The organism is Amorphoplanes friuliensis DSM 7358 (genome assembly GCF_000494755.1).
GTDB classification, from domain to species: domain Bacteria; phylum Actinomycetota; class Actinomycetes; order Mycobacteriales; family Micromonosporaceae; genus Actinoplanes; species Actinoplanes friuliensis.
Window position 1 is genome coordinate 6,647,932 of sequence record NC_022657.1, and the last position, 23,243, is coordinate 6,671,174.

21 protein-coding genes are annotated in these 23,243 nt (G+C 70.3%); 2 read left to right on the top strand and 19 right to left on the bottom strand.

From position 1 onward, the window contains the following. Nucleotides 1-79 precede the first annotated feature (79 nt). From AFR_RS45465 to pyrR, 14 genes are all read right to left on the bottom strand, one after another. Nucleotides 80-2,515, bottom strand: coding sequence for a primosomal protein N' family DNA-binding protein (locus tag AFR_RS45465; RefSeq protein ID WP_148308329.1), 2,436 nt, complete (start codon nucleotides 2,513-2,515; stop codon nucleotides 80-82). A 164-nt stretch (nucleotides 2,516-2,679) separates the two neighbouring features. After that, nucleotides 2,680-3,870: a methionine adenosyltransferase gene (gene metK, locus AFR_RS30725; protein ID WP_023560712.1), complete on the bottom strand. Its 1,191-nt coding sequence runs from the start codon at nucleotides 3,868-3,870 to the stop codon at nucleotides 2,680-2,682. Between the two features lie 77 nt (nucleotides 3,871-3,947). After that, nucleotides 3,948-5,174 carry a bifunctional phosphopantothenoylcysteine decarboxylase/phosphopantothenate--cysteine ligase CoaBC gene (gene coaBC / locus AFR_RS30730; RefSeq protein ID WP_193786389.1) on the bottom strand — a complete coding sequence of 409 codons (1,227 nt, stop codon included), beginning with the start codon at nucleotides 5,172-5,174 and terminating at the stop codon, nucleotides 3,948-3,950. A 64-nt stretch (nucleotides 5,175-5,238) separates the two neighbouring features. Beyond that, nucleotides 5,239-5,502 carry a DNA-directed RNA polymerase subunit omega gene (gene rpoZ / locus AFR_RS30735; RefSeq protein WP_015623990.1) on the bottom strand — a complete coding sequence of 88 codons (264 nt, stop codon included), beginning with the start codon at nucleotides 5,500-5,502 and terminating at the stop codon, nucleotides 5,239-5,241. Between the two features lie 77 nt (nucleotides 5,503-5,579). Beyond that, nucleotides 5,580-6,182, bottom strand: a complete 603-nt coding sequence (gmk, locus tag AFR_RS30740) for a guanylate kinase (RefSeq protein ID WP_023560714.1) — start codon at nucleotides 6,180-6,182, stop codon at nucleotides 5,580-5,582. A 32-nt stretch (nucleotides 6,183-6,214) separates the two neighbouring features. Then, nucleotides 6,215-6,532, bottom strand: a complete 318-nt coding sequence (mihF, locus tag AFR_RS30745; RefSeq protein ID WP_023560715.1) for an integration host factor, actinobacterial type — start codon at nucleotides 6,530-6,532, stop codon at nucleotides 6,215-6,217. Between the two features lie 183 nt (nucleotides 6,533-6,715). Further along, complete coding sequence (gene pyrF, locus AFR_RS30750; RefSeq protein ID WP_023560716.1) at nucleotides 6,716-7,546, bottom strand: orotidine-5'-phosphate decarboxylase; 831 nt, start codon at nucleotides 7,544-7,546, stop codon at nucleotides 6,716-6,718. Nucleotides 7,547-7,566: 20 nt separating this feature from the next. After that, nucleotides 7,567-8,775: an adenosylmethionine--8-amino-7-oxononanoate transaminase gene (locus AFR_RS30755; protein WP_052359846.1), complete on the bottom strand. Its 1,209-nt coding sequence runs from the start codon at nucleotides 8,773-8,775 to the stop codon at nucleotides 7,567-7,569. Nucleotides 8,776-9,352: 577 nt separating this feature from the next. Next, nucleotides 9,353-10,381, bottom strand: coding sequence for a quinone-dependent dihydroorotate dehydrogenase (locus tag AFR_RS30760; protein WP_023560718.1), 1,029 nt, complete (start codon nucleotides 10,379-10,381; stop codon nucleotides 9,353-9,355). Further along, entirely contained in the window at nucleotides 10,378-13,689 is a 3,312-nt protein-coding gene (carB, locus tag AFR_RS30765; protein ID WP_023560719.1) for a carbamoyl-phosphate synthase large subunit, read from the bottom strand. The genes AFR_RS30760 and carB overlap by 4 nt, the downstream gene beginning before the upstream one ends. Then, entirely contained in the window at nucleotides 13,689-14,801 is a 1,113-nt protein-coding gene (gene carA / locus AFR_RS30770) for a glutamine-hydrolyzing carbamoyl-phosphate synthase small subunit (protein ID WP_041841264.1), read from the bottom strand. The genes carB and carA overlap by 1 nt, the downstream gene beginning before the upstream one ends. Continuing rightward, on the bottom strand, nucleotides 14,798-16,063 hold the full coding sequence (locus AFR_RS30775) for a dihydroorotase (RefSeq protein ID WP_023560721.1): 1,266 nt from the start codon (nucleotides 16,061-16,063) through the stop codon (nucleotides 14,798-14,800). The genes carA and AFR_RS30775 overlap by 4 nt, the downstream gene beginning before the upstream one ends. Continuing rightward, nucleotides 16,060-16,983 (bottom strand): aspartate carbamoyltransferase catalytic subunit, encoded by a 924-nt coding sequence (locus tag AFR_RS30780; RefSeq protein ID WP_023560722.1) that lies wholly within the window; start codon nucleotides 16,981-16,983, stop codon nucleotides 16,060-16,062. The genes AFR_RS30775 and AFR_RS30780 overlap by 4 nt, the downstream gene beginning before the upstream one ends. Continuing rightward, nucleotides 16,980-17,564, bottom strand: coding sequence for a bifunctional pyr operon transcriptional regulator/uracil phosphoribosyltransferase PyrR (gene pyrR / locus AFR_RS30785; protein ID WP_023560723.1), 585 nt, complete (start codon nucleotides 17,562-17,564; stop codon nucleotides 16,980-16,982). Before pyrR ends, AFR_RS30780 begins: the two co-directional genes overlap by 4 nt. Nucleotides 17,565-17,853: 289 nt before the next feature. On the opposite strand from pyrR, the gene bldD reads away from it, so the two are divergent. Further along, nucleotides 17,854-18,342: a transcriptional regulator BldD gene (gene bldD / locus AFR_RS30790; protein ID WP_015624001.1), complete on the top strand. Its 489-nt coding sequence runs from the start codon at nucleotides 17,854-17,856 to the stop codon at nucleotides 18,340-18,342. 522 nt (nucleotides 18,343-18,864) lie between these two features. On the opposite strand, the gene nusB is transcribed toward bldD, so the two are convergent. From nusB to aroB, 4 genes are all read right to left on the bottom strand, one after another. Further along, nucleotides 18,865-19,275: a transcription antitermination factor NusB gene (gene nusB / locus AFR_RS30795; RefSeq protein WP_023560724.1), complete on the bottom strand. Its 411-nt coding sequence runs from the start codon at nucleotides 19,273-19,275 to the stop codon at nucleotides 18,865-18,867. A gap of 23 nt (nucleotides 19,276-19,298) precedes the next feature. After that, a complete protein-coding gene (gene efp, locus AFR_RS30800) occupies nucleotides 19,299-19,856 on the bottom strand; it encodes an elongation factor P (protein WP_023560725.1) in 558 nt (185 codons plus the stop codon). Between the two features lie 75 nt (nucleotides 19,857-19,931). Further along, nucleotides 19,932-20,360 (bottom strand): type II 3-dehydroquinate dehydratase, encoded by a 429-nt coding sequence (aroQ, locus tag AFR_RS30805; protein ID WP_023560726.1) that lies wholly within the window; start codon nucleotides 20,358-20,360, stop codon nucleotides 19,932-19,934. Continuing rightward, nucleotides 20,357-21,433, bottom strand: coding sequence for a 3-dehydroquinate synthase (gene aroB, locus AFR_RS30810; protein WP_023560727.1), 1,077 nt, complete (start codon nucleotides 21,431-21,433; stop codon nucleotides 20,357-20,359). The genes aroQ and aroB overlap by 4 nt, the downstream gene beginning before the upstream one ends. Before the next feature lie 70 nt (nucleotides 21,434-21,503). On the opposite strand from aroB, the gene AFR_RS30815 reads away from it, so the two are divergent. After that, the gene (locus tag AFR_RS30815) at nucleotides 21,504-22,217 is read left to right on the top strand and encodes a Clp protease N-terminal domain-containing protein (RefSeq protein WP_041841266.1); all 714 of its coding nucleotides are present in this window, start codon (nucleotides 21,504-21,506) and stop codon (nucleotides 22,215-22,217) included. Here AFR_RS30815 and AFR_RS30820 read toward each other — a convergent pair. Further along, nucleotides 22,209-23,183, bottom strand: coding sequence for a helix-turn-helix transcriptional regulator (locus AFR_RS30820; RefSeq protein ID WP_023560729.1), 975 nt, complete (start codon nucleotides 23,181-23,183; stop codon nucleotides 22,209-22,211). The genes AFR_RS30815 and AFR_RS30820 overlap by 9 nt on opposite strands. Nucleotides 23,184-23,243 lie beyond the last annotated feature (60 nt).

Genomic DNA, 23,243 nt, shown 5'->3' on the forward strand with positions numbered 1-23,243 from the left:
CGGGCTCGGGAGCGGCCCACCGCTCCCGGGCCCGGCTTCCCCACCTTCACGGCCGGCGCGGCCTCCGCGGGCGATTCCGTCAGAGGAGTTCGGCGGGGTCGATCTGGATGCGGACCGGGAGCGCCGACTTCTTCACGCTGCGGACCGCCGCGGCCTCGTGCAGCAGGCGGGCCAGCTCGGCGGCACGGCCGCGCGACACGCGCAGCAGCATGCGTTCCTGCTCCTCCTGGGCCGGGACCGGCCCGAGCACCTCGACCTCCTCGGGCAGCCGGGCCGCGTCCAGAAATTCCGCCACCGCCTCGGCCGTGCCGGTCAGGCTGGCCATCCGGGCCGCGGGCGGGAACCCCAGCTCTCGACGTTCGGCCAGCTCACGGGCGGCGAACCAGCCCGGATCCCAGCGCAGCAACGCCTGCACCGGCGCCAGCGAACCGTCCGCGACCACCACGACGCGCCCACCGGCGGGCCCGGGCTTGGCCAGGGCAGCAGCCGACAGCCAGCGCCGCATCGTCTCCTCCGCCGCCCGCAGATTCGCCCGCGACAGCAGCGCCCACGTGTCGAGCAGCAGCACCGCGCCGTAGCCACCCTCGGCCACCGGCTCCGCCCCCGGCGTCGCGACGATCAGCGAAGCCTCCCCGGGAACGGTGTCGAGAATCTCGTCCCGCCCGGACGTCCGCACCGGCACACCGGGGAACGCCCGGCCGAGCTCCTCCGCGGTCCGCCGCGCCCCGGTGATCGAGGCCCGCAGCCGCCGCCCGCCGCAGGCCGGGCACGCATAGTCGGCCGCGGCCCGCCCGCACCAGTGACAGGCCGGCACGTCCCGCGAACCGGCCAGCCCGAGCGGCCCCGAACAGTGCGGGCACCGCGCCGGCGTGCGGCACTCGGCGCAGGCGGTCGACGGCAGATAACCCCGGCGTGGCACCTGCACCAGGACCGGCGCCCCGGCCTGCAACGCCCCGCGAGCGGCCTGCCAGGCCAAACTCGGCAACCGCGCGGTGACGGCCCCGGGATCCCGCGCCAGCTGCGGATCATCCCCGGTCGGCGCGATCAGCGGACTCCGCGCCCGCAACGTGTCCCGGTTGGCGACGATCTCCTTCGCCCACCCGGTCTCCAACAGCAACTGCGCTTCCCCGGTACGCGCAAAGCCCGCCACAAGCGCAGCACAACCCGCCAGCTGAGCCCGCGTGAGCAACACGTCCCGCGCATGCGGATAGGGCGCCCGCGGCTCGGCGTGCAGGTCGTCCCCGTCGTCCCAGATGACCACGAGCCCCAGGTCGGCGACGGGCGCGAACATCGCCGCCCGCGTCCCGGCCACCACGGAAACCCGATGCCGGCTGGCCGCAAGAAACCGCCTGTACCGCTCGGCCGGCCCGGCCGCGGCATTCAGCGCCACGTGCCGCCCGTCCCCGAGCACCTTGCTCAGCGCCCGATCCACCCGTTCGAGATCACGCGCGTCGGCCACCACGATGACCACACCCCGCCCACCCCGGACAGTCGCCCCTGCGGCCTCAGCGATCCGCGCCGGCCAGTCCTCACCGGGCAACGCCGACCACACCGCCCGAGCAGCCCGCCCCTCCCCGAGCGCATGCAAAAAGGCGTCCCCGGTGGGATAGATCCCCCACCCGTGCTGAACCGCCGTTTCCGCCGACCCGGCGTTCGGGGACGGTTCGGCGCTCCGCCCCTCCAGCGAGCCGGCCCCAGCCGCTGCGCCAAGACCAGCGTCTGGTTCCGCCAGCTCACCCGTCGCGGGATCTGCCTCGGTTCCGGACGGCGGCGCGCTCACCCCGACCGGCGATGGCTGTCCTGACCTCTCCTGCCGCTCCGAGTCCTCCGTCGCCCTGCAAAGGTCTTCGCCGCCGCTTGCGTCAGGCGCGCCTTCAGTCGAATTGTCGAGGCCACTGAAATCAGCCCCGGCGCCGGACAATTCGCCCGGAACGCCGCCGTTCGTGGCCGACACCGGTGGAGGCAGGCCGTTGACCGGCGCATCCTCCACGCCATCACCGGGCTCGCGAAGGCCCAACTTCACCGATGTCGGGCCTTCGCGGTCGGCCGCGGGGACCGAAACCCGGGAAGGCTCATCCCCCGGATCGGCGACGTCGGATGCGGACCCGGGTGAGCTGATCGCGCCAGGCTCCCCGGGATCATCCTGCGGTGCCGTCACCACGGACGCGGGGGAGGCGACGGCGGGCTGGGCCTGTGATTCGACGCGGGCGTGGCGGGGCGGGACGGCCAGTCGGAGGACGTCCGACAAATTGCCGGCGTACCGGTCGGCGACCGCCCGGGCCAGACGGGCCACCTCGGGGTCGAGGATGCGTTCCGGGGAGACGACCTTGTCGAGGTAGGCGAGTTTTCCGCCGTGCGGGCTCGACTCCACCCGTTCGAGGAGGAAACCGTTGACCAGCTGGCCCGCGAAACGGACCTTGACGCGAACGCCCGGCTGGGCCGCCTCGTCGTCGGCGACCGACACGAGGTAGTCGAAGGGACGGTCGAGGTGGGCGAGCGGGACCTCGACACTCACGCGGGCGATCGGCAGCCGGGCCGCGGGTTCGCGGTCGGGTTTTGGCTTCGCCGCCTTCGCCGCCTTCACCCGCACATTCTGGCGCGCGGGTACGACATCTTCTCCGGAGAACAGGACGGGTGCCTCGACCGAGGTCGAGGCACCCGTTCCCGGCGTCACCAAGTTCAGGCCGCGGCGGACTTCAGGTCCTGGGCGCGGTCCGTGTTCTCCCAGAGCAGGTCGGGGAGCTCGCGGCCGAAGTGGCCGTAGGCCGCCGTCTGCTGGTAGATCGGGCGCATCAGGTCGAGGTCACGGATGATCGCGGCCGGGCGGAGGTCGAAGACGGCGTTGATGGCCTTCTCGATGCGCTCCACCGGGACGTTCTCGGTGCCGAAGGTCTCGACGAAGAGGCTGACCGGGTGGGCCTTGCCGATCGCGTACGCGACCTGGGTCTCACAGCGCTCGGCGAGGCCGGCGGCGACGACGTTCTTCGCCACCCAGCGCATCGCGTACGCCGCGGAGCGGTCCACCTTGGACGGGTCCTTGCCGGAGAAGGCGCCGCCGCCGTGCCGGGCGTACCCGCCGTAGGTGTCCACGATGATCTTGCGGCCGGTGAGGCCGGCGTCGCCCATCGGGCCGCCGATCTCGAAGCGGCCGGTGGGGTTGACCAGGAGGCGGTAGTTGTCCGTGTCGATGCCGAGGCCCTCGAGCTCGGGGGCGATGACGTGCTCGCGGACGTCGGGGGTCAGCAGCGACTCGAGGGAGATGTCGGCGGCGTGCTGCGACGACACGACGACGGTGTCGAGGCGGACCGGGCGCAGGCCGTCGTACTCGATGGTGACCTGGGTCTTGCCGTCCGGGCGCAGGTACGGGATGGTGCCGTCCTTGCGGGCCGCGGAGAGCCGGCGGGCCAGGCGGTGCGCGAGGGCGATCGGCAGCGGCATGAGCTCCGGGGTCTCGGAGCAGGCGAAGCCGAACATCATGCCCTGGTCGCCGGCGCCCTGGGCGTCGAGGACGTGCTCGGAGTTGCCTTCGCGCAGCTCGACCGCGCTGTCCACACCCTGGGCGATGTCGGGCGACTGCGAGCCGATCGACACACTGACGCCGCAGGACGCGCCGTCGAAGCCCTTCTTGGACGAGTCGTAACCGATGCCGAGGATCGTCTCGCGGACGATGCTGGGGATGTCCGCGTACGCCTGGGTGGTCACCTCGCCGGCGACGTGCACCTGGCCGGTCGTGATCAGCGTCTCCACCGCCACGCGGCTGCGGGGGTCCTGGGTCAGCAGGGCGTCGAGAATACCGTCGCTGATCTGGTCAGCGATCTTGTCCGGGTGGCCTTCCGTGACCGACTCGGAGGTGAACAGGCGGCGTGCCACGGTGCTCCTCAGAATTTTGTCGAAGTTTCGTTCGGCGGCAGTGTAGTCACCGCCGCTGGGGGGACGCTGAAGCGGTCTCAGACCGTCCCAGCCGCGCCGACCTGCGGATCGAGGCGGGTGACCACCTGATCCCATATCGCATCCGACACATCGTCTTTGGGGAGTTCGCCGAGGGCGGTGGTGGTGCCGTCGGCGCCCAGGATGGTGACCGTGTTGTGGTCGGCGCCGAAGACGAGGTCGACACCCACCTCGTTAACGACGATGAGGTCCGCGCGTTTCTTCACCAGTTTGCCCCGGGCGTTCTCGAGGGCGTCGTGGGTCTCGGCCGCGAACGCGACGAGCAGCTGACCTGGGCGTTTGGCCGCGCCCAGTTCGGCGGCGATGTCCGGGTTGGTGACGAGTTCGATCGTGGGCGCCGTACCCTCGTCGCTCTTTTTGATCTTTTGTCCGGCGACCGTGGCGGGCCGGAAGTCGGCCGGGGCGGCGGCCATCACCACGACGTCGGCGCCGCCGGCAGCCTCCACCGTGGCCTTGCGCAGCTCCTCGGTCGTGCCGACACGGACCACGTCGGCGCCGGCCGGATCGGTGAGAGTGACGTTCGCCGCAACCAGAGTGACGCGCGCTCCCCGAGCCACCGCGGCGCGGGCCAGGGCGTAACCCTGCTTGCCGGAGGAACGGTTGCCGAGGAAGCGGACCGGGTCGAGCGGTTCCCGGGTCCCACCTGCGGTGACGACGACGTGCCGGCCGGCCAGGTCGGCCTCGGCGGTGGCACCGCGGCGCAGGATCCGCAGGACGGCCGCGAAGATCTGGGCGGGGTCGGGCAGCCGCCCCTTGCCGGTGTCGGCGCCCGTGAGCCTGCCCACAGCGGGCTCGATCACGATTGCGCCACGGCTTCGCAGGGTCGCCACGTTCGCCTGGGTTGCGGGGTTTTCCCACATCTCGGTGTGCATCGCGGGAGCGAAGACGACCGGGCACGTCGCGGTCAGCAGCGTGTTGGTGAGCAGGTCGTCGGCGATGCCGTGGGCGGCCTTGGCGAGCATGTCGGCGGTGGCGGGCGCGACCACGACGAGGTCGGCGTGCCGGCCGATGCGCACGTGCGGCACCTCGTGGGCGTCGTCCCAGACCTCGGTGGCGACCGGGCGGCCCGACAGCGCCGCCCAGGTCGGCGCACCGACGAACTTGAGCGCCGACGCGGTCGGCACGACGCGGACGCCGTGACCCGATTCGGTGAACAGCCTCAGCAGCTCACAGGCCTTGTAGGCGGCGATGCCGCCGCAGACGCCGAGCACTACCTCGGGCATCAGCACACTCCCGGTATACGAAGAACCCGCGCCCGCACTGCGGACGCGGGCACCTGCTGGCACTCGATCAGGGGTTGTCGGTCGCCTCGGCGGTCAGCAGACCGGCGTTGATCTCACGCATCGCGATGGAGAGCGGCTTCTCCTGCGGCGTGGTCTCGACGAGGGGGCCGACATACTCCAGGAGGCCCTCACCGAGCTGGCTGTAGTAGGCGTTGACCTGGCGGGCGCGCTTGGCCGCGAAGATCACCAGCGAGTACTTCGACGAGGTCTTGTCGAGCAGCTCGTCGATCGGCGGGTTGGTGATGCCTTCGGGGTTCGCGATGGTTCCCACAGTGATGTACGTCCTTAATTCTCAGCGCCGGATGTCTTGGCCGGTTGTCTCGCGTTCGGGTTCGGATGCTCCCGCGTTCAGGCGCCGGGCTGCGGCTGAGCGGGCGTCAGAAACGACGAACCGAGCAATCCTACCAGCTCATCGGCCGCCCGCTCGACGAAGTCGTTGACCACGGTGCGGTCGAACTCCTTCTCGTGGGCGAGCTCCTCATCGGCGTGCTCGAGGCGGCGCCGGATGGTTTCCTCGTCGTCGGTGCCGCGGCCGATCAGCCGGCGCTTGAGCTCCTCGACGCTGGGCGGTGCCAGGAAGATCAGCTGAGCGTCGGGCATCGTGGCCCGCACCTGCCGGGCGCCCTGCAGATCGATCTTCAGCAGGACCGGGCGGCCCTGTTGCAGCCAGCCCTCGACCTGGGCCCGCGGGGTGCCGTAGAGGTTTCCCGCGAACTCCGCCCACTCGAGCAGCTGATCGCCGTCGATAAGGCGTTGGAACTCCGAACGGGTGACGAAGTGGTAGTGCTCTTGGTCGGTCTCGTAGTCGCGCTTCTTGCGGGTTGTCACCGACACCGACAGCTTGATCCATGGCGAGCGCGCCCGGATCAGCTCGATCACGCTGTCCTTGCCCACCCCCGAAGGGCCGGACAGGACGGTGAGTCGGGCTGCCGGGCGCGCGTCGTCATCCATGCTCACGGCTCATTCCTACACGAGCCGATGAGTCAGTTCGCAGCGAACTCCCCCAGGAGGGCCTTACGCTGCTGCTCGCCGAGGCCACGAAGACGGCGGCTGTCGGCGATCTTGAGCTTCTCCATGATCTGGGTGGCCCGGATCTTGCCGATGCCCGGCAGCGCCTGGAGCACGGCCGAAACCTTCAGCTTGCCGACGACGTCGTCGCCTTCCGCCCGGTCGAGCACGGCGGCGAGGGTGGTCTTGCCCTGCTTGAGCTGATCCTTCAGCTCTGCACGGGCCTTACGAATCTCCGCAGCCTTCTCCAGCGCGGCAGCGCGCTGTTCGGGGCTCAGTGACGGGAGCGGCACCAGTTCTCCTCAGGTCCCTATCGCACCGGTAGTCCAATACCGGCACTCTGTGAAACGTGGTGTGCCAGGGAACCAAAGGGGCATGTGGTTCCTGGCGCCGGGAAAACTAGCGGTCAATGGCGGTTTCGGCAACGTGGGGGTACCCCCCACCCGACCTCGGGCAGGCCTGGTAAGCAGGCCGTTTCACCCGATCACCGCCCGGCAGGCGTCCACGGCGCGGTCCGCCGCGGCCTGCAGCGACGTCACGCCGGGTCCCGCTCCGAGAACCTCGCGTGAGTACGACGGCAGCACGTTCCGCAGACTTTCTCCGAAGATCGCGCGCAGATCCGCGGGGCTTCCGCCCTGCGCTCCGAGGCCCGGCGCGAGCAGCGGGCCGTTCACCTTGGACAGATCGTGGCCGGTGTCGCCGATCGTCGCGCCGACCACCAGCCCGAGGCTGCCGAGCGGGTCCGCACCCACGTTGACCTGCGAAATCTCGTCGATCACGGTTTGCGCGACGGTCCGCCCGCCGGCGCCGACAGCGTGCTGGACGGCCGGTCCCTCGGGGTTCGAGGTGAGCGCGAGGACAAAAACACCGCCGCCGTGAGTGGCCGCCATGTCGAACGCGGGCTGCAATGAGCCGACCCCGAGATAGGGACTGACAGTAATCGCGTCAGCACACAGAGAACTCTCCGGATCGAGATAAGCACTCGCATATGCGGCCATCGTGGAGCCGATGTCGCCGCGCTTCACGTCGAGAAGTACCAGCGCACCGGCCTCGCGTGACTGTCGGATAGTTGACTCAAGAACGGCGATGCCACGTGACCCAAATCTCTCGAAGAAGGCCGACTGCGGCTTGAGAACGGCGACCCGTTCGGCCAGTGCTTCGACAACCGTTAAGGCGAAGCGTTCCAGGCCGGCGACGTCGTCCGGAAGACCCCACCGGGTGAGCAGAGCGGCGTGCGGATCGATGCCGACACAGAGCGGCCCCCGGTCCCGGGTGGCGCGGTGCAGGCGGCTTCCGAAGGTCTCCATCAGGGTCTTGTCCATTCCTGTCAGGTGGCGGACACCGCCGCAGCGATTCCTTGGGTAATGCGGGCGACGTCGGCGTCGTCCGTGACGTACGGCGGCATCGTGTAGACCAGGTCCCGGAACGGCCGCAGCCACACCCCGGCACCCGCCGCGGCCGCGGTGGCCGACGGCAGATCGACGGCGTGGTCGAGCTGCACGACGCCGATGGCGCCCAGGACGCGGACGTCGGCGACCCCGGGAGCGGCCCGGAGCGGCTCCAGACCGGCACGGAGGCCGGCTTCGATACGCCGGACCTGGCCCTGCCAGTCCTGGGCCCGGAGAAGGGCGATGGAGGCGTTGGCGACGGCGCAAGCGAGCGGGTTGCCCATGAAGGTCGGGCCGTGGGCCAGACCGCCCGCGCTGCCGGCCGAGACCGAGTGGGCCACCTCCGGCGTGCACAGCGTCGCCGCCAGGGTCAGATATCCCCCGGTCAAAGCCTTGCCGAGACACAGGATGTCCGGCGTGACCCCGGCATGGTGAGAAGCAAAAAACTCTCCGGTACGCCCGAAGCCGGTCGCGATCTCGTCGAAGATCAGCAGGATCCCGTGGGCCGCGGTGACCTCCCGCAGCACCCGCAGGTACGCCGGATGGTGGAACCGCATCCCGCCCGCACCCTGCACCACCGGCTCGACGATGACCGCGGCGAGCTCGTCGGCATGCGCGGCAATGAGCTCCGTGAGCTCGGCCGCGTAGGCCTCGTCGTAGTCGGCCGGAGGCAGCCCGGCGAAGACCTGCGTCGGCAGCACCCCTGTCCAGAGCGAGTGCATCCCGCCGTCCGGATCACAGACGCTCATCGGATGGAACGTGTCCCCGTGATAGCCGCCCCGCCAGGTGGCGAGCCGGCGCCGCTGCGGGAAGCCCCGCGCGAGCTGGGCCTGCAGCGCCATCTTGACCGCGACTTCCACCCCGACCGAGCCGGAGTCGCAGAGGAAGACGTGCTCGAGCCCGTCCGGCGTCAGCTCGACCAGGGTGGTGGCAAGCTCGACCGCGGGCGCATGGGTCAGCCCGCCGAACATGACGTGACTGATCTTCTGCGACTGCTCGACCAGCGCGGCGTCGAGCACCGGGTGCCGGTAGCCGTGAATGGCCGCCCACCAGGACGACATGCCGTCGACGAGCTCACGCCCGTCAGCCAGCCGCAGGCGAACGCCCTCGGCGCTCTCGACGACGTAGGGCTCACTGCGCCCGGGCATCGGCCCGTAGGGATGCCAGACATGCGCCCGATCGAGCGCCAGCAGCCGCTCCACACCCGGCCCGCCCGGCCCGCCCGGCCCGCCCGGCCCGCCCGGCCCGCCCGGCCCCGTCATGATCGAGCCGTCCCGGCCCACCGCCCAGCCACGCCGGCAAGCCGCCGCCCATCGTCCGGAAGCTGGCCCGGCGGACCCGACGCCCCACCAGAGCGAGGCACGCCCACCGGGCCGGCCACAACCACCTGCCCGAGCGCAGCCACCCGGCCAAGCACGGTCACCAGACCAGGCACCAACACCTGGCCTGGGACGGCCACCGGGCCAAGCGCGGCCGCCAGACCAGGCGCGGACACTTTGCCTGGCAAGGCCAGCGGACCAGGCACGGCCACCGGACCAGGTGTGGGCACCTGGCCTGGCTCGGCCACCGGACCGGGCGCGGCCGGCAGGCCGGGCATGAACACCTGGCCCGGCTCGGCCACCGGACCAGGCACGGCCGGCAGGCCGGGCATGAACACCTGGCCCGGCTCGGCCACCGGACCAGGCACGGCCGGCGGGCCGGGCTCGGTGGTGGCCGGGCCGGGGGTCATGGGTGGGCCTTCTCCCCGGCGGTCGTGCGGGCCCTGGCGGCGGCCTTGACCAGCGCCGGCCCCCGATAGATGAACCCCGTGTAGAGCTGGACCAGCGAAGCACCGGCGTCGAACATCCGGGCCGCGTCGTCCGCTTCGAGGATGCCGCCGACGCCGATGATCGGGAGGCGGCCGCCGGTTTCCTCGTGGACGAAGTGGACGACCTTGCGGGACCGCTCGGTCAGCGGTCTGCCGGAGAGCCCACCTGCCTCTCCCGCCCGCGGCTGGTCCGCCGCGGCCAGGCCGTCGCGTGACAGCGTGGTGTTGGTCGCGATGATGCCCGCCGCGCCGTGGGCGAGGCACACCTCGAGCAGTTCGGAGATGGCTTCGTCGGTCAGGTCCGGGGCGATCTTCACCAACACCGGCGTTTTGCCCGCCAGCGCCGTGAGCAGCGCGCCCAGCGCTGATTTGTCCTGCAGGGTCCGCAGGCCGGGCGTGTTGGGAGAGGACACGTTGACGGCGATGTAGTCGGCGTACGGGTGGAGGAGGTTGTAGGAGGTCAGGTAGTCCTCCACCGCCTCCTCCAGCGGGGTGACCTTGGACTTGCCGAGCGAGATCCCGAGCGGGACGTTCAGCGGGCCCAGGGCCTCCAGCCGTGACGCCAGCGCCGCCGCGCCGGCGTTGTTGAAGCCCATGCGGTTGATCACGGCTTCGCTGTCGCGCAGGCGGAAGAGGCGGGGCTTGTCGTTGCCGGGCTGGGGTTTGGCGGTGACCGTGCCGACCTCGACGAAGCCGAAGCCGAGCGCGGGCCAGGCCGGCAGGGCCACACCGTTCTTGTCCATGCCGGCCGCGAGGCCCACCGGGTTCGGGAACTTCACCCCGAAGACCTCGACCGGCGCCTTGACGGCATAGCGGCTCTGCAGCAGTGCGCGCGAACGGGCGCCCAGCGACGACAGCCGGTCGAGGGTGAACTCGTGCGCCTTCTCCGCGTCGCCGCCGCCCAGCCGGAAGAGGACCGGCCGGACGGCGCTGGTGAAGACGCTCACTCGCCCTCCCGCAGCATGGCGTGCAGCTCCTGCAGCGGGCGGACCGTCATGTCGCCGCGCATCAACGCCTCGATGCCCATGACCGCGGCAGCCGCGCCCGGGACCGTGGTGATGCTCGGGATGTCGTGGGTGACAGCGGCACTGCGGATCTCGTAGCCGTCGGAGCGGGCGCTCGCGCCGGAGCCCTGCGGGGTGTTGATGATCAGGGCGATCTCGCCGGCCTGGATGAGCGCCACGGCGTTCTGGCCGGGGCTCTCGAAGTGCTTGGGGACGATGTCGCACGCGATGCCGTGCCGGCGCAGGACCTCACCCGTGCCGGCGGTGGTGACGATCGTGAAACCGAGGTCCGCGAGCCGCTTGATCGGGAAGATCATCGAGCGCTTGTCGCGGTTGGCCACCGACACGAAGATCTTGCCGCTGGTCGGCAGCGAGCCGTACGCGGCCGCCTGCGACTTCGCGAACGCCGGTCCGAAGCCGGGGTCGATGCCCATGACCTCGCCCGTCGACTTCATCTCGGGGCCGAGCAGGCTGTCGACGCCCTTGCCGGCCGGGGTGCGGAACCGCTTGAACGGCAGCACCGCCTCCTTGATCGCGATCGGGGCGTTCGCCGGTGTTTCGCCGCCGTCACGGTTGCGGAAGAGGATGCCTTCCTCGCGCAGCTCCTTGATCGTGGCACCGAGCATGATGCGGGCCGCCGCCTTGGCCAGCGGCACCGCCGTCGCCTTGGAGACGAACGGGACCGTCCGCGAGGCCCGCGGGTTGGCCTCGAGCACGTAGAGCGTGTCGTCCTTGAGGGCGTACTGGACGTTGAGCAGGCCGCGGACGCCGACACCGCGGGCGATCGCCTCGGTGTAGCGGCGTACCTCGGCGAGGTGCGAACCGGCCAGGGTGACCGGCGGGAGCGAGCAGGACGAGTCGCCGGAGTGGATGCCGGCCTCCTCGATGTGCTCCATCACGCCGCCGAGGTAGACCTCGCCGGTGGCGTCGCAGAGCGCGTCGACGTCGATCTCGATCGCGTCGTCGAGGAAGCGGTCGACCAGCACCGGGTGGTCCGGTGAGATCTCGGTCGCGCGGGCGATGTAGTCGGCGAGCGTCGGCTCGTCGTACACGATCTCCATGCCGCGGCCGCCGAGCACGTAGGACGGCCGGACCAGGACCGGGTAACCGATCTCGTCGGCGATCGCCTTGGCGTCCTCGAAGCTGGTCGCGGTGCCGTGCTCCGGCGAGCGCAGCCCGGCCTTGTGCAGCACCTGACCGAACGCGCCGCGGTCCTCGGCCAGGTCGATCGACTCGGGTGAGGTGCCGACGATCGGCACACCGGCGGCCTTGAGGCGCTTGGCCAGGCCCAGCGGAGTCTGCCCGCCGAGCTGGACGATCACGCCGACCACACCGGGCCCGCCCGCGGCCTTGCCGGAGGAGTCCTCGGAGTGGAAGACCTCCATGACGTCCTCGAACGTCAGCGGCTCGAAGTAGAGCCGGTCCGCGGTGTCGTAGTCGGTGGAGACCGTCTCCGGGTTGCAGTTGACCATGACGGTCTCGAAGTCGACCTCGCGCAGCGCCATGACGGCGTGCACACACGAGTAGTCGAACTCGATGCCCTGGCCGATGCGGTTCGGACCCGAGCCCAGGATCAGCACCTTGGGCCGGTCCGAGAGCGCGACCTCGGTCTCCTCGTCGTACGTGGAGTAGTGGTACGGGGTGTCGGCCTCGAACTCGGCGGCACAGGTGTCGACCGTCTTGTAGACCGGTCGCACGCCGAGCCGGTGCCGCAGCGTGCGCACACCGTCCTCACCCGCGAGCTCGGGACGCAGCGCCGCCAGCTGACGGTCGGAGAGACCGGACCGCTTGGCCAGGCGCAGCAGCGGCTCGTCGAGCACCGGGGCGTCGAGGATCTGCTGCCGCAGCTCGACCAGGGCCGCGATCTCGTCGAGGAACCACGGGTCGATGCCGCCGCTGGCCTCGTGCACCTGCTCGACGCTCGCACCCAGACGCAGCGCGGCCTCGACGGTGTAGAGCCGCCCGTCGTGCGGGGTCCGCATCGCCTCGAGCGCCTCCTCCGCGGTGGAGAAGGTGGGAGAGGTCCAGAAGCCCGCGGCCTTGGTCTCCATCGAGCGCATCGCCTTGTTGAGCGCCTCGGCGAAGTTGCGGCCCAGGCTCATCGCCTCGCCGACCGACTTCATCGTGGTGGTCAGCTCGGGGTCGGCGCCGGGGAACTTCTCGAACGCGAACCGCGGGATCTTCACGACCACGTAGTCCAGCGCGGGCTCGAACGCGGCCGGCGTCTTGAGCGTGATGTCGTTCGGGATCTCGTCGAGGGTGTAGCCGATGGCCAGCTTCGCGGCGATCTTGGCGATCGGGAAGCCGGTCGCCTTCGACGCCAGCGCGCTCGACCGCGACACCCGCGGGTTCATCTCGATGACGACCAGGCGGCCGTCGGCCGGGTTGATCGCGAACTGGATGTTGCAGCCGCCGGTGTCCACGCCGACCTCACGCAGCACGGCGATGCCGAGGTCACGCAGCTTCTGGTACTCGCGGTCGGTCAGGGTCATCGCCGGGGCGACGGTGACGCTGTCGCCGGTGTGCACGCCCATCGGGTCGACGTTCTCGATCGAGCAGACGACCACGACGTTGTCGTGCTTGTCGCGCATCAGCTCGAGCTCGTACTCCTTCCAGCCGAGCACGCTCTCCTCGATGAGCACCTCGTGCACCGGGGAGGCGGCGAGGCCACCACCGGCGAGGCGGTCGAGGTCCTCGTTGTTGTGCGCCATGCCGGAACCGAGGCCGCCCATGGTGAACGACGGCCGGATGACCACCGGCAGGCCGAGCTCGCCGATCGCCTCGTGCACCTCGTCCATCGAGTGGCAGACCCGCGAGCGCGGCGTCTCGCCACCGGCCAGGGCCACGATGTCCTTGAAGAGCTGGCGGTCCTCACCCTTGCGGATGGCGTCGACGTTGGCGCCGATCAGCTCGACGCCGTACTTGGCCAGGACGCCGTTCTCGTGCAGGGCGATCGCGGTGTTCAGCGCGGTCTGGCCACCGAGGGTCGGCAGGATCGCGTCGGGGCGTTCCTTGGCGATGACCAGCTCGACGAACTCCGGGGTGATCGGCTCGACGTACGTGGCGTCGGCGAACTCCGGGTCGGTCATGATCGTCGCGGGGTTGGAGTTGACCAGCGAGACGCGCAGCCCTTCGGCGCGCAGCACCCGGCACGCCTGCGTGCCGGAGTAGTCGAACTCGCAGGCCTGACCGATGACGATCGGGCCGGAGCCGATCACCATCACGTGCTGGAGATCAGTGCGCTTCGGCATCAGCGGGCCTCGACCTTCTCGACGAGCTCCACGAAGCGGTCGAACAGGTAGTCCGCGTCGTGCGGTCCTGCTGCTGCCTCGGGGTGGTACTGGACGGTGAACGCGGGCACCTCGAGGGCCCGCAGCCCTTCGACCACGTTGTCGTTGAGGCAGACGTGGGAGACCTCGACCCCGCCGAAATCGGTGTCGATGACGGTGTTGAGCGGCGCGTCGACGGCGAACCCGTGGTTGTGCGAGGTCACCTCGACCTTGCCCGTGGTCTTGTCGAACACCGGCTGGTTGATGCCGCGGTGGCCGTACCCGAGCTTGTAGGTGCCGAAGCCGAGCGCGCGGCCGAGGATCTGACTGCCGAAGCAGATGCCGAACAGCGGCGTGCGGCGGCTCAGGACCTCGCGGGCCAGCGCCACCGGGACGTCGGCGGTCGCCGGGTCACCCGGGCCCGGTGACAGGAAGACCGCGTCGGGGCTGACCGCGAGCAGATCGTCGATCGTGGACGAGGCCGGGAAGATGTGTGTGGTCACACCGCGCTCGGCCAGGCGCCGGGAGACGTTGCGCTTGATGCCGAGATCCAGGGCGGCAACCGTGTACCGGTGCTCGCCGACCGCCTCGACGGTGTAGCGCGAGGCGGTGGTGACCTCGGCGGACAGGTCGGCGCCGGTCATCTCGGGCTGCGCCTTCACCCGGGCCAGCAGGGACGCGGGGTCGAGATCGACGGTCGAGATGCCGACCCGCATCGCGCCGAGCGAGCGCAGGTGGCGGGTCAGAGCGCGGGTGTCGACGCCGCTGATGCCCACGACACCCTCGGCCTCGAGCCGCTCACCCAGATCGCCGGTCGACCGCCAGTTCGACGGGCGGCGGGCCGGGTCACGCACGACGTAGCCGGCGACCCAGATGCGGTCGGACTCGTCGTCCTCGGCGTTGACCCCGGTGTTGCCGATCTGCGGCGCCGTCTGCACGACGACCTGCCGGTGGTACGACGGGTCGGTCAGCGTCTCCTGATAACCCGTCATGCCGGTGGTGAACACGGCCTCGCCGAAGGTTTCCCCCTCGGCGCCGTAGGAGTTTCCGTGGAACGTGCGCCCATCTTCGAGCACAAGAATGGCTGGTTTCACTTGACGGCCTTCCCGTCCAGGACTGTCGGCTCTCCCCGGAGGAAGGTCGCGACGATGCGACCCGGCAGGGTGGTGCCCGCGTACGGAGTGTTGCGGCTGCGGCTCGCCAGCTCGGCCGGGTCGACGACCCGGCGGGCGGACGGGTCCACCAGCGTGAGGTTGGCCGGTTGCCCGGCCGTGAGATCGGTGCCGTGCCCGGTCAGCCCGGCGATGCGGGCCGGGGCGCGGGACATCCGCTCGGCGATCAGGTCCCACTCCTCACCCAGGACCGAGAGCACGACCGGCAGTGCCGTCTCGAGACCCACCATGCCCGGGCGGGCGTAGGCCCACTCGCATTCCTTGTCCTCGACCGCGTGCGGGGCGTGGTCGGTGGCGACGATGTCGATCACACCGTCGACCAGCGCCTGGCGCAGCGCGAGGATGTCCTTCTGCGTCCGCAGCGGGGGGTTGACCTTGTAGACCGGGTCGTAGCTGGCCGCGAGCTCGTCGGTCAGCAGCAGGTGGTGCGGGGTGACCTCGGCGGTGACGCGGACGCCCCGGGCCTTGGCCTGGCGCAGCACCTCGACCGATCCGGCGGTCGAGACGTGGCAGACGTGCAGGCGGCTGCCGACGTGCTCGGCGAGCAGCACGTCGCGGGCGATGATCGCCTCCTCGGCGACCGCGGGCCAGCCGGTCAGGCCGAGCCGGGTGGAGACCTCACCCTCGTGCATCTGCGCGCCCTCGGTGAGCCGCGGCTCCTCGGCGTGCTGGGCGATGATCCCGTCGAACGCCTTGACGTACTCCAGCGCGCGGCGCATCAGCCGCGGGTCGGCGACGCAGTGGCCGTCGTCGGAGAAGATCCGGACGTTGGCGGCCGAGGTCGCCATCGCGCCGAGCTCGGCGAGCTGCTTGCCGGCCAGACCGACCGTGACGGCGCCGATCGGCTGCACGTCGACCAGACCGGCCTCGCGGCCGAGACGCCAGACCTGCTCGACCACACCGGCGGTGTCGGCGACGGGCGAGGTGTTGGCCATCGCGAAGACTGCCGTGTAACCGCCGAGGGCCGCGGCCCGCGAGCCCGTCTCCACGGTCTCGGCGTCCTCGCGGCCGGGCTCGCGCAGGTGGGTGTGCAGGTCGACCAGCCCGGGCAGCGCCACCAGACCGGTCGCGTCGATCACCTCGGCACCCTCTGCGGAACCGGTGGCGATCACTCCGTCCTTGATCAGCAGGTCGGCCGGTGCCGCGCCGAGCAGCGAAACACCTTTGATCAGGTACGAGGTCATGCCTTGCCTCCGAGCAGCAGGTAGAGAACCGCCATGCGGGCGCTGACGCCGTTGGCGACCTGTTCGACGATCGTGGAGCGGGACGAGTCGGCCACCTCGGGCGCGATCTCCATGCCCCGGTTCATCGGTCCGGGGTGCATGACGATCGCGTGCTCCGGCAGCTTCCTCATGCGCGGCACATCGAGTCCGTAACGGCGGGAGTATTCGCGGGCCGAGGGGAAGTAGGAGTCCTGCATCCGCTCGGTCTGCACCCGCAGCATCATCACGACGTCCGAGCCGGGCAGGACGCTATCGAGGTCGTACGACACTTTGGTCTCCGGCGACAGCGCCGCGGCGATGTCCACGGGAATCAGCGTCGGCGGGCCCACCAGGGTGATCTTGGCCCCCAGCGTCGTGAGCAGCAGAACGTTGGACCGCGCGACCCGGCTGTGCAGCACGTCACCCACGATCGCGACGTTCAGGCCGTCGAGCTTCCCCAGCCTCGAGCGCATCGTGTACGCGTCCAGCAGCGCCTGCGTCGGGTGCTCGTGCGTGCCGTCACCGGCGTTGATCACCGAACCGTCCACCCACGACGCGAGCCGGTGCGGTGCGCCGCTGGCCGGGTGCCGGATGACCACCGCGTCCGCGCCCATCGCCTGCAGTGTCAGGGCGGTGTCCTTGAGGCTCTCACCCTTCGAGACGCTGGAGCCCTTCGCGGAGAAGTTGATGACGTCCGCCGAGAGCCGCTTGGCCGCGGCCTCGAACGAGATCCGGGTACGCGTGGAGTCCTCGTAGAACAGGTTGACCACCGTGCGGCCGCGCAGCGTCGGGAGCTTCTTGACCTCGCGGCCCGCCAGCGCCGCCATCTCGCCGGCGGTGTCGAGGATCAGGGTGGCGGTGTCGGCGTCCAGATCGGCGGCCGAGCGCAGATGCTTGATCATCGGGAAACCTCGGATCCGGAGAGCCTGACCTCGTCCACGCCGTCGTCGGTCTCGGCCAGCGAGACGCGGACGCTCTCGGTCAGCGCGGTGGGGATGTTCTTGCCGACGTAGTCGGCGCGGATCGGCAGTTCGCGGTGGCCGCGGTCGACCAGCACGGCCAGCTGCACGGAGCTCGGCCGGCCCACATCGCCGAGTGCGTCGAGCGCCGCCCGGACGGTACGGCCGGAGAAAAGCACGTCGTCGACCAGGATGACCCGGCGCCCGTCGATGCCACCGCCCGGAATCTCGGTCTTGCCGAGCGCCCGGGTGGCGTGCAGCCGCAGGTCGTCGCGGTAGAGCGTGATGTCCAGCGCGCCCACCGGGATGTCGATGCCCTCGAACGCGTGGATCCGGGCGGCCAGCCGGCGGGCCAGCGGGACGCCGCGGGTGGGGATGCCGAGAAGGACGGTGCCGGCGCCGCCGGAGGTCTTCTCGAGAATCTGGTGCGCGATCCGGTCGACGACCCTGTGCAGGTCGGACCCGGAAAGAATGATCTTTTCGGTGCCGCGGTGGGCAGCGGTGTCTGCGCGTGGATATGCCACGGCGGACCTCCTTCCCCGCCTCACGGGACGGGTCGTTAAAGGACGTCGGTCAGGGGTCCTGACAAGGACTTCCTGATGGCTGACGCTACGTTACCAGTGAGCGCGGGGATGACCATGGTGACGTGGCCGACCCGCGGACCAGACGGACGAATGCGGGCAACTCTCCCCCGGGCTCGGCGACTCATAGGTAACCGACACTTGACCGGAGGTTGCAAACTCCGTACCGTCACGCAGCGTAGCGATCCTGAGGAAGAACCCTCCGGGCCAGCACAGTACTGGGAGTGTCCGAATGCCGTCTGAGTACGCCAAGTCGTTGGGCGCCCGCCTGCGCTCCATCCGCCAGCAGCAGGGCCTTTCCCTGCAGGGTGTGGAAGAGAAGTCGAACGGCCGGTGGAAGGCCGTCGTGGTGGGCTCGTACGAGCGTGGCGATCGCGCCGTCACCGTTTCGCGCCTCGCCGAACTGGCCGACTTCTACCGCGTCCCCGTCTCGGAACTGCTGCCCGACGGCAGCGGTGTCCGCCTCGAGGCCACCAACAAGATCGTGCTGGACCTGGAAAAGCTGTACGACGCCGCCGGTGAGGACCTGGCCTACGTCGCGCGCTACGCCCGGGCCATACAGCAGCAGCGTGGCGACTACAACGGACGCGTGCTGTCCATCCGCGCGGACGATCTGCGCGCCCTCGCCATCGTGTACGACATCTCGCCGTCCGGCCTCATCGAGCGCCTGACCGAGCAGGGTGTGCTCGTCGCCGACCCGCGGGCGTTCTTCGCGTCCTGATCGGAATCGCACGGCAAAGGGGGCCCTCGGGCCCCCTTTGTCATATCCACGGGCAGCACAAGAGCCGGCGGTCATCACATTGACACGCACAAAGGCCCGATTGCCCGAATCAACACCGCACCACTTTCTCGCGATGCGTAACGGTCACCGCCATTCAGGGCATGACCTGGCCGGGTGCACCATCACCGTCCGGCTTGACCGGCAGTAACGATCAACGGCGGCCGATCACGCAGCGAATTCAAGATCCGATTCGCAGCGTCACCACTTCGCTCCGGCAAGATCGCTGCAAAGGCCGTCCCCGGCCATCCGGCGCAGCTGTGGAATTCGGTCACTCTCCGCACCAAATCCCACAAGATCGTGCGGCTTTTGATCTTCGGTGGAGGGCGACCACGCACGCAGCCGGCAATCGGCGGGAGCGACGGTCGGCGCCATGCACCCAGGCACGACAGCAAGCCCTTGATCTTGACCGAGGGGACGGACACAGAAACGGCCCGGACCGCGGTCCGGGCCGTTCGGCAGCAACTAGCGGGTGGCGAACTCGGCGATGCGGCCCAGGATGCCGTTCAGGAATCTCGGGCTGTCGTCGGTGGACATCTGCTTCGCCAGCTCGACGGCTTCGGAGATCGCGACCGGGTCGTCGATCTCGCCCACGTAGAGCAGCTCGTAGACGGCGATGCGGGCCAGGTTGCGGTCCACGACCGGCATGCGGTCGATGGTCCAGCCCTCGGCGTAGCTGGCGATCAGCTCGTCGATGCGGTCCAGGTGCTTGGCCACGCCCTCGATCAGGTTGATCGTGTAGTCCAGGTGGTCGGGGCGGGGCTTTTCGATGCGGTCCAGGTAGGTGACCAGGACCTGCGCCGGGGGCAGGTCGCGGAGGTCAGCCTCGTAGAGGACGTCCAGCGCCCGTTTGCGCGCCTTGCGGCGCGCCGGCATCTGGGTTTTGGGGCCTTCTGCCATCAGCTACGGCCGAGGTAACGGCCGTCGCGGGTGTCGACCTTGATCTTTTCGCCGGTGGTGATGAAGAGGGGGACGTTGACCGTCGCGCCCGTCTCGACCGTGGCCGGCTTGGTGCCGCCGGTGGAGCGGTCGCCCTGCAGGCCCGGCTCGGTGTAGGTGACCTCGAGGAAAACGCTGGTCGGGAGCTCGATGTAGAGCGGGACCGTCTCGTGGGTCGCCACCGTGGCCTCGGCCTCGGGGAGCAGGTAGTTGGCGTTCTCGCCCACGGTGGGGCCGGGAACGGTGATCTGCTCGAAGGTGTCCAGGTCCATGAAGACGAAGTCCTCACCGTCCTGGTAGAGGTACTGCATGGTCCGCTTGTCCACGGTCGCGGTCTCGACCCTGGTGCCGGCGTTGAACGTCTTGTCCACGACCTTGCCGGAGAGGACGTTCTTGAGCGTGGTGCGCACGAACGCCCCGCCCTTGCCCGGCTTGACGTGCTGGAACTCGACGACCGCCCAGAGGGCGCCTTCGAGGTTGAGCACGAGGCCGTTCTTCAGGTCGTTGGTGGAAGCCATGTCCTGCCTTGGTCTCAAGAGCGTGAAGGTGACCGAGCGAGTTTACCGGCGTGAGTCGCGAACAGGCGAATCGGGTCAAGCACGTCCTGCGATGTGCCGCAGCGCGAGGCGGTATCCGTCGACGCCGAGACCTGCGATGACACCCGTCGCCACCGCGGAGACGACCGAGTGGTGGCGGAACTCCTCGCGGGCGTGGATGTTGCTGATGTGCACCTCGACGAGCGGTGCGCGCAGCAGCGCACAGGCGTCGCGGACGGCGTAGGAGTAGTGGGACCACGCGCCGGGGTTGAGCACGACCGGGGCCTGCTCGTCGGCGGCGGCGTGGAGCCAGCCCAGCATCTCGTGCTCGGCGTCGGTCTGTTTGACCTCGACGTCCAGGCCGAGCGACTTGCCTTCGGCCTCGCACAGAGCCACCAGATCGGCGTAGCTGGTGAGGCCGTAGACGTCGACCTGGCGGGTGCCGAGCCGGCCGAGGTTGGGGCCGTTCAGGACGTAGGTCTTCACTCGGCCACCGCTTCGTAGGCTTCGATCAGGGTTTCCTCGGACGGGCCGGCGAGGATGCCTGGCTGCGCGAGGTCGTCGAGCACCACGAACCGCAGGGTGTCGGCGCGGGTCTTCTTGTCGACACGCATCGCGGCGAGCAGGTCGGGCCAGGCCGCGCGCGGGTAGGACGTCGGCAGCCCGACCAGCGACAGGACCGATTTGTGCCGGGCCGCGACCGCCGGGGAGAGGCGGCCCGACAGCCGCGACAGCTCACCCGCGAAGATCGTGCCCACCGCGACGGCGTGACCGTGTTTCCAGCTGTACTGCTCGCGCTTCTCGATCGCGTGCGCCAGGGTGTGGCCGTAGTTGAGGATCTCGCGCAGGCCGGACTCGCGCAGGTCGGCGCCGACCACGTGGGCCTTGACCCGGATCGCGCGCTCGACCAGCTCACGCAGGACCGCACTGCGCGGATCGGCCGCCGCGGCGGGGTCACCCTCGATCAGGTCGAGGATCACCGGGTCGGCGATGAAACCGCACTTGACGATCTCGGCCAGACCGGCGATCAGGTCGTCGGCGGGCAGGGTGTCGAGTACGTCGAGATCGCAGAGCACCCCGGCCGGAGGATGGAACGCACCGACGAGGTTCTTCCCCGCGGCGGTGTTGACGCCGGTCTTGCCACCGACGGCCGCGTCGACCATGCCGAGCAGCGAGGTGGAGACCGGCACCCAGCGCACGCCGCGCAGCCAGCTCGCAGCGACGAATCCGGCCAGGTCGGTGACCGCTCCCCCGCCCACACCGAGGACGACGTCGGTGCGGGTGAAGCCGGCCGCGCCGAGCTCGTCCCAGCAGCGCGTGGCCACGTCGATGGACTTGCCGGCCTCGGCGTCGGGGACCTCGATCGGCAGGGGCCTGATGCCGGCCGCCGACAGGGCGTCGGCCACGGCGGTCGCGCGCTCCTTGAGCGGCGGGGCGTAGAGCACGGCGGCGCGCACGGCCCCGCTGACCAGCTCCGGCAGGGCGGTGATCAGCCCGCGCCCGACCAGCACGTCGTAGGGGCGTTCGCCGGGCACAGGGATTCGCGTCACGTCGTCCATCAGCGCCGATCCTAGTTGGCCGAGGGTGGGGTTATAGACACGTAACCCCATGTGGGGTTAGAACTGGCGCATGCCAAAAATCAACGTGTACCTGCCCGACGACCTCGCCGAAGCCGTCCGCGACTCCGGCATCCCCGTCTCCGCCATCTGCCAGCGTGCATTGGAGCAGGCCGTCCGCCGGATCACCGCCGTCCGGCAGACCGTCCTCGGTGAACTCGACAGCGCCGGACTCGCGGCCCAGCTTCCGCAGTTCACCGCGAGGGCCGTCACCGCGATCTCGCTCGCCGCTGACCGGGCCCGGGCCGCCGGCGCCCCGAACGTCACCACCGGCGACCTGCTGCACGGGATGCTCGCGGAGGGCGGCAACCTGGCCCTGCAGATCCTCGGCGCGATGGAGATCGATCCCGCGACGATCACGGCTCCGGACGCGGCCGAGCCCGGCGGTGGCGAAGGTCTGCGCTTCAGCACGGCAGCGGCCAACGCCATCGAACTGACCGTCGCCGAGGCGACCGGCCTCGGCAACAACTACGTCGGCTGCGAGCACCTGCTGATCGCGCTGACCGCCGAACCCGACGGTCAGGCCGGCCGGACCCTGCGCGATCTGGGTGCGGACCCCCGGGCCACCCGGCGGGCCGTCGGCGTCGCCCTGGCCGGTTATGCCCATCTGCGTGCCTCCACGACCACCCCTGAGCCGGCCCTGCTCACTGCGGTCCGCGCGGAGCTCGCGCCGCTCGTCCAGCGCATCGAAAGGCTCGAGCAAATTTCCGGTACGCCCTCAGCGTGAGGCATATCCGGTCAGGTTCGCGGCGTGCTCCGCAAGGGCGACCCGCAGCTCGTCCGGTCGCACGACGGTGAACGGCCACCCGAGTCCGGCGAGCATCTGGGCCATGCCGGGCAGACTCTGGGCCCGGCAGCTCAGCCGCACACCCTCGGGCGCCTCGGTCACGTCGGCGATGTTCGCCGGGATGCGCCGCCGCACCTGCGCGACGTCGGCCTCGATCAGCACCTCGACCTCCCACTTCCACGGCAGTCCGGCCCACTGGCGGGTCACGTGGGCGACGGCGTCGAAGTTCGGGGGCGCCTCGAAGCTGTCGCCGGTGAGCCGGACGGAGACCATCCGGTCGAGGCGGAACGAGCGGATCTCGTCGGTGCGGTGGTCGTGGGCGACGAGATACCAGCGCCCACTGTGGAACACCAGCCCGTAGGGATCCACCCGTCGCCGGCCGGGTGCCGCACCGGGCGTCTTCCCGGAGCGGTAGGTGAGCTCGAGGCGTTCGGCGCCACGGGTCGCCGAACCGAGGACGAGCAGCAGTTCGGTGAGATCCGGCGTCTCCTCGTCGCGGGGCGCCGGACCGCGAATGGTCAGTCCCAGACTGGCCCGCAGGGCCGCCAGCCGCTCGGCCAGAGCCACCGGCAACACCCGCGTGATCTTCGCCTCGGCGCTGGCACCGGCGGGTGAGTCGGCGGCCAGGCCGATGCGGTCGGCGGCGACCAGGCCGAGAACCACCGCCACCGCCTCGTCGTCGGTGAGCATCAGCGGCGGTAGTTTGAAGCCGGGCAGCAGCCGGTATCCGCCGTACCGGCCGCGTTCGGCGGTGACCGGGATGCCCAGCTCGGCGAGGGTCCCCGCGTACCGGCGGACGGTCCGCTCGTCGACCGCGAGCCGCGCGGCGAGGTCTCCCCCGGTGATGCGGCGGTGGGTCTGGAGCAGCTCCAACATGGCGAGGACGCGCGAGGCGGGATGCGGCATGCCGCAGATTCTGCTCTACATACCGGGCGGGAATGGTCCGGTATCCGGTTTAGCGTCGAC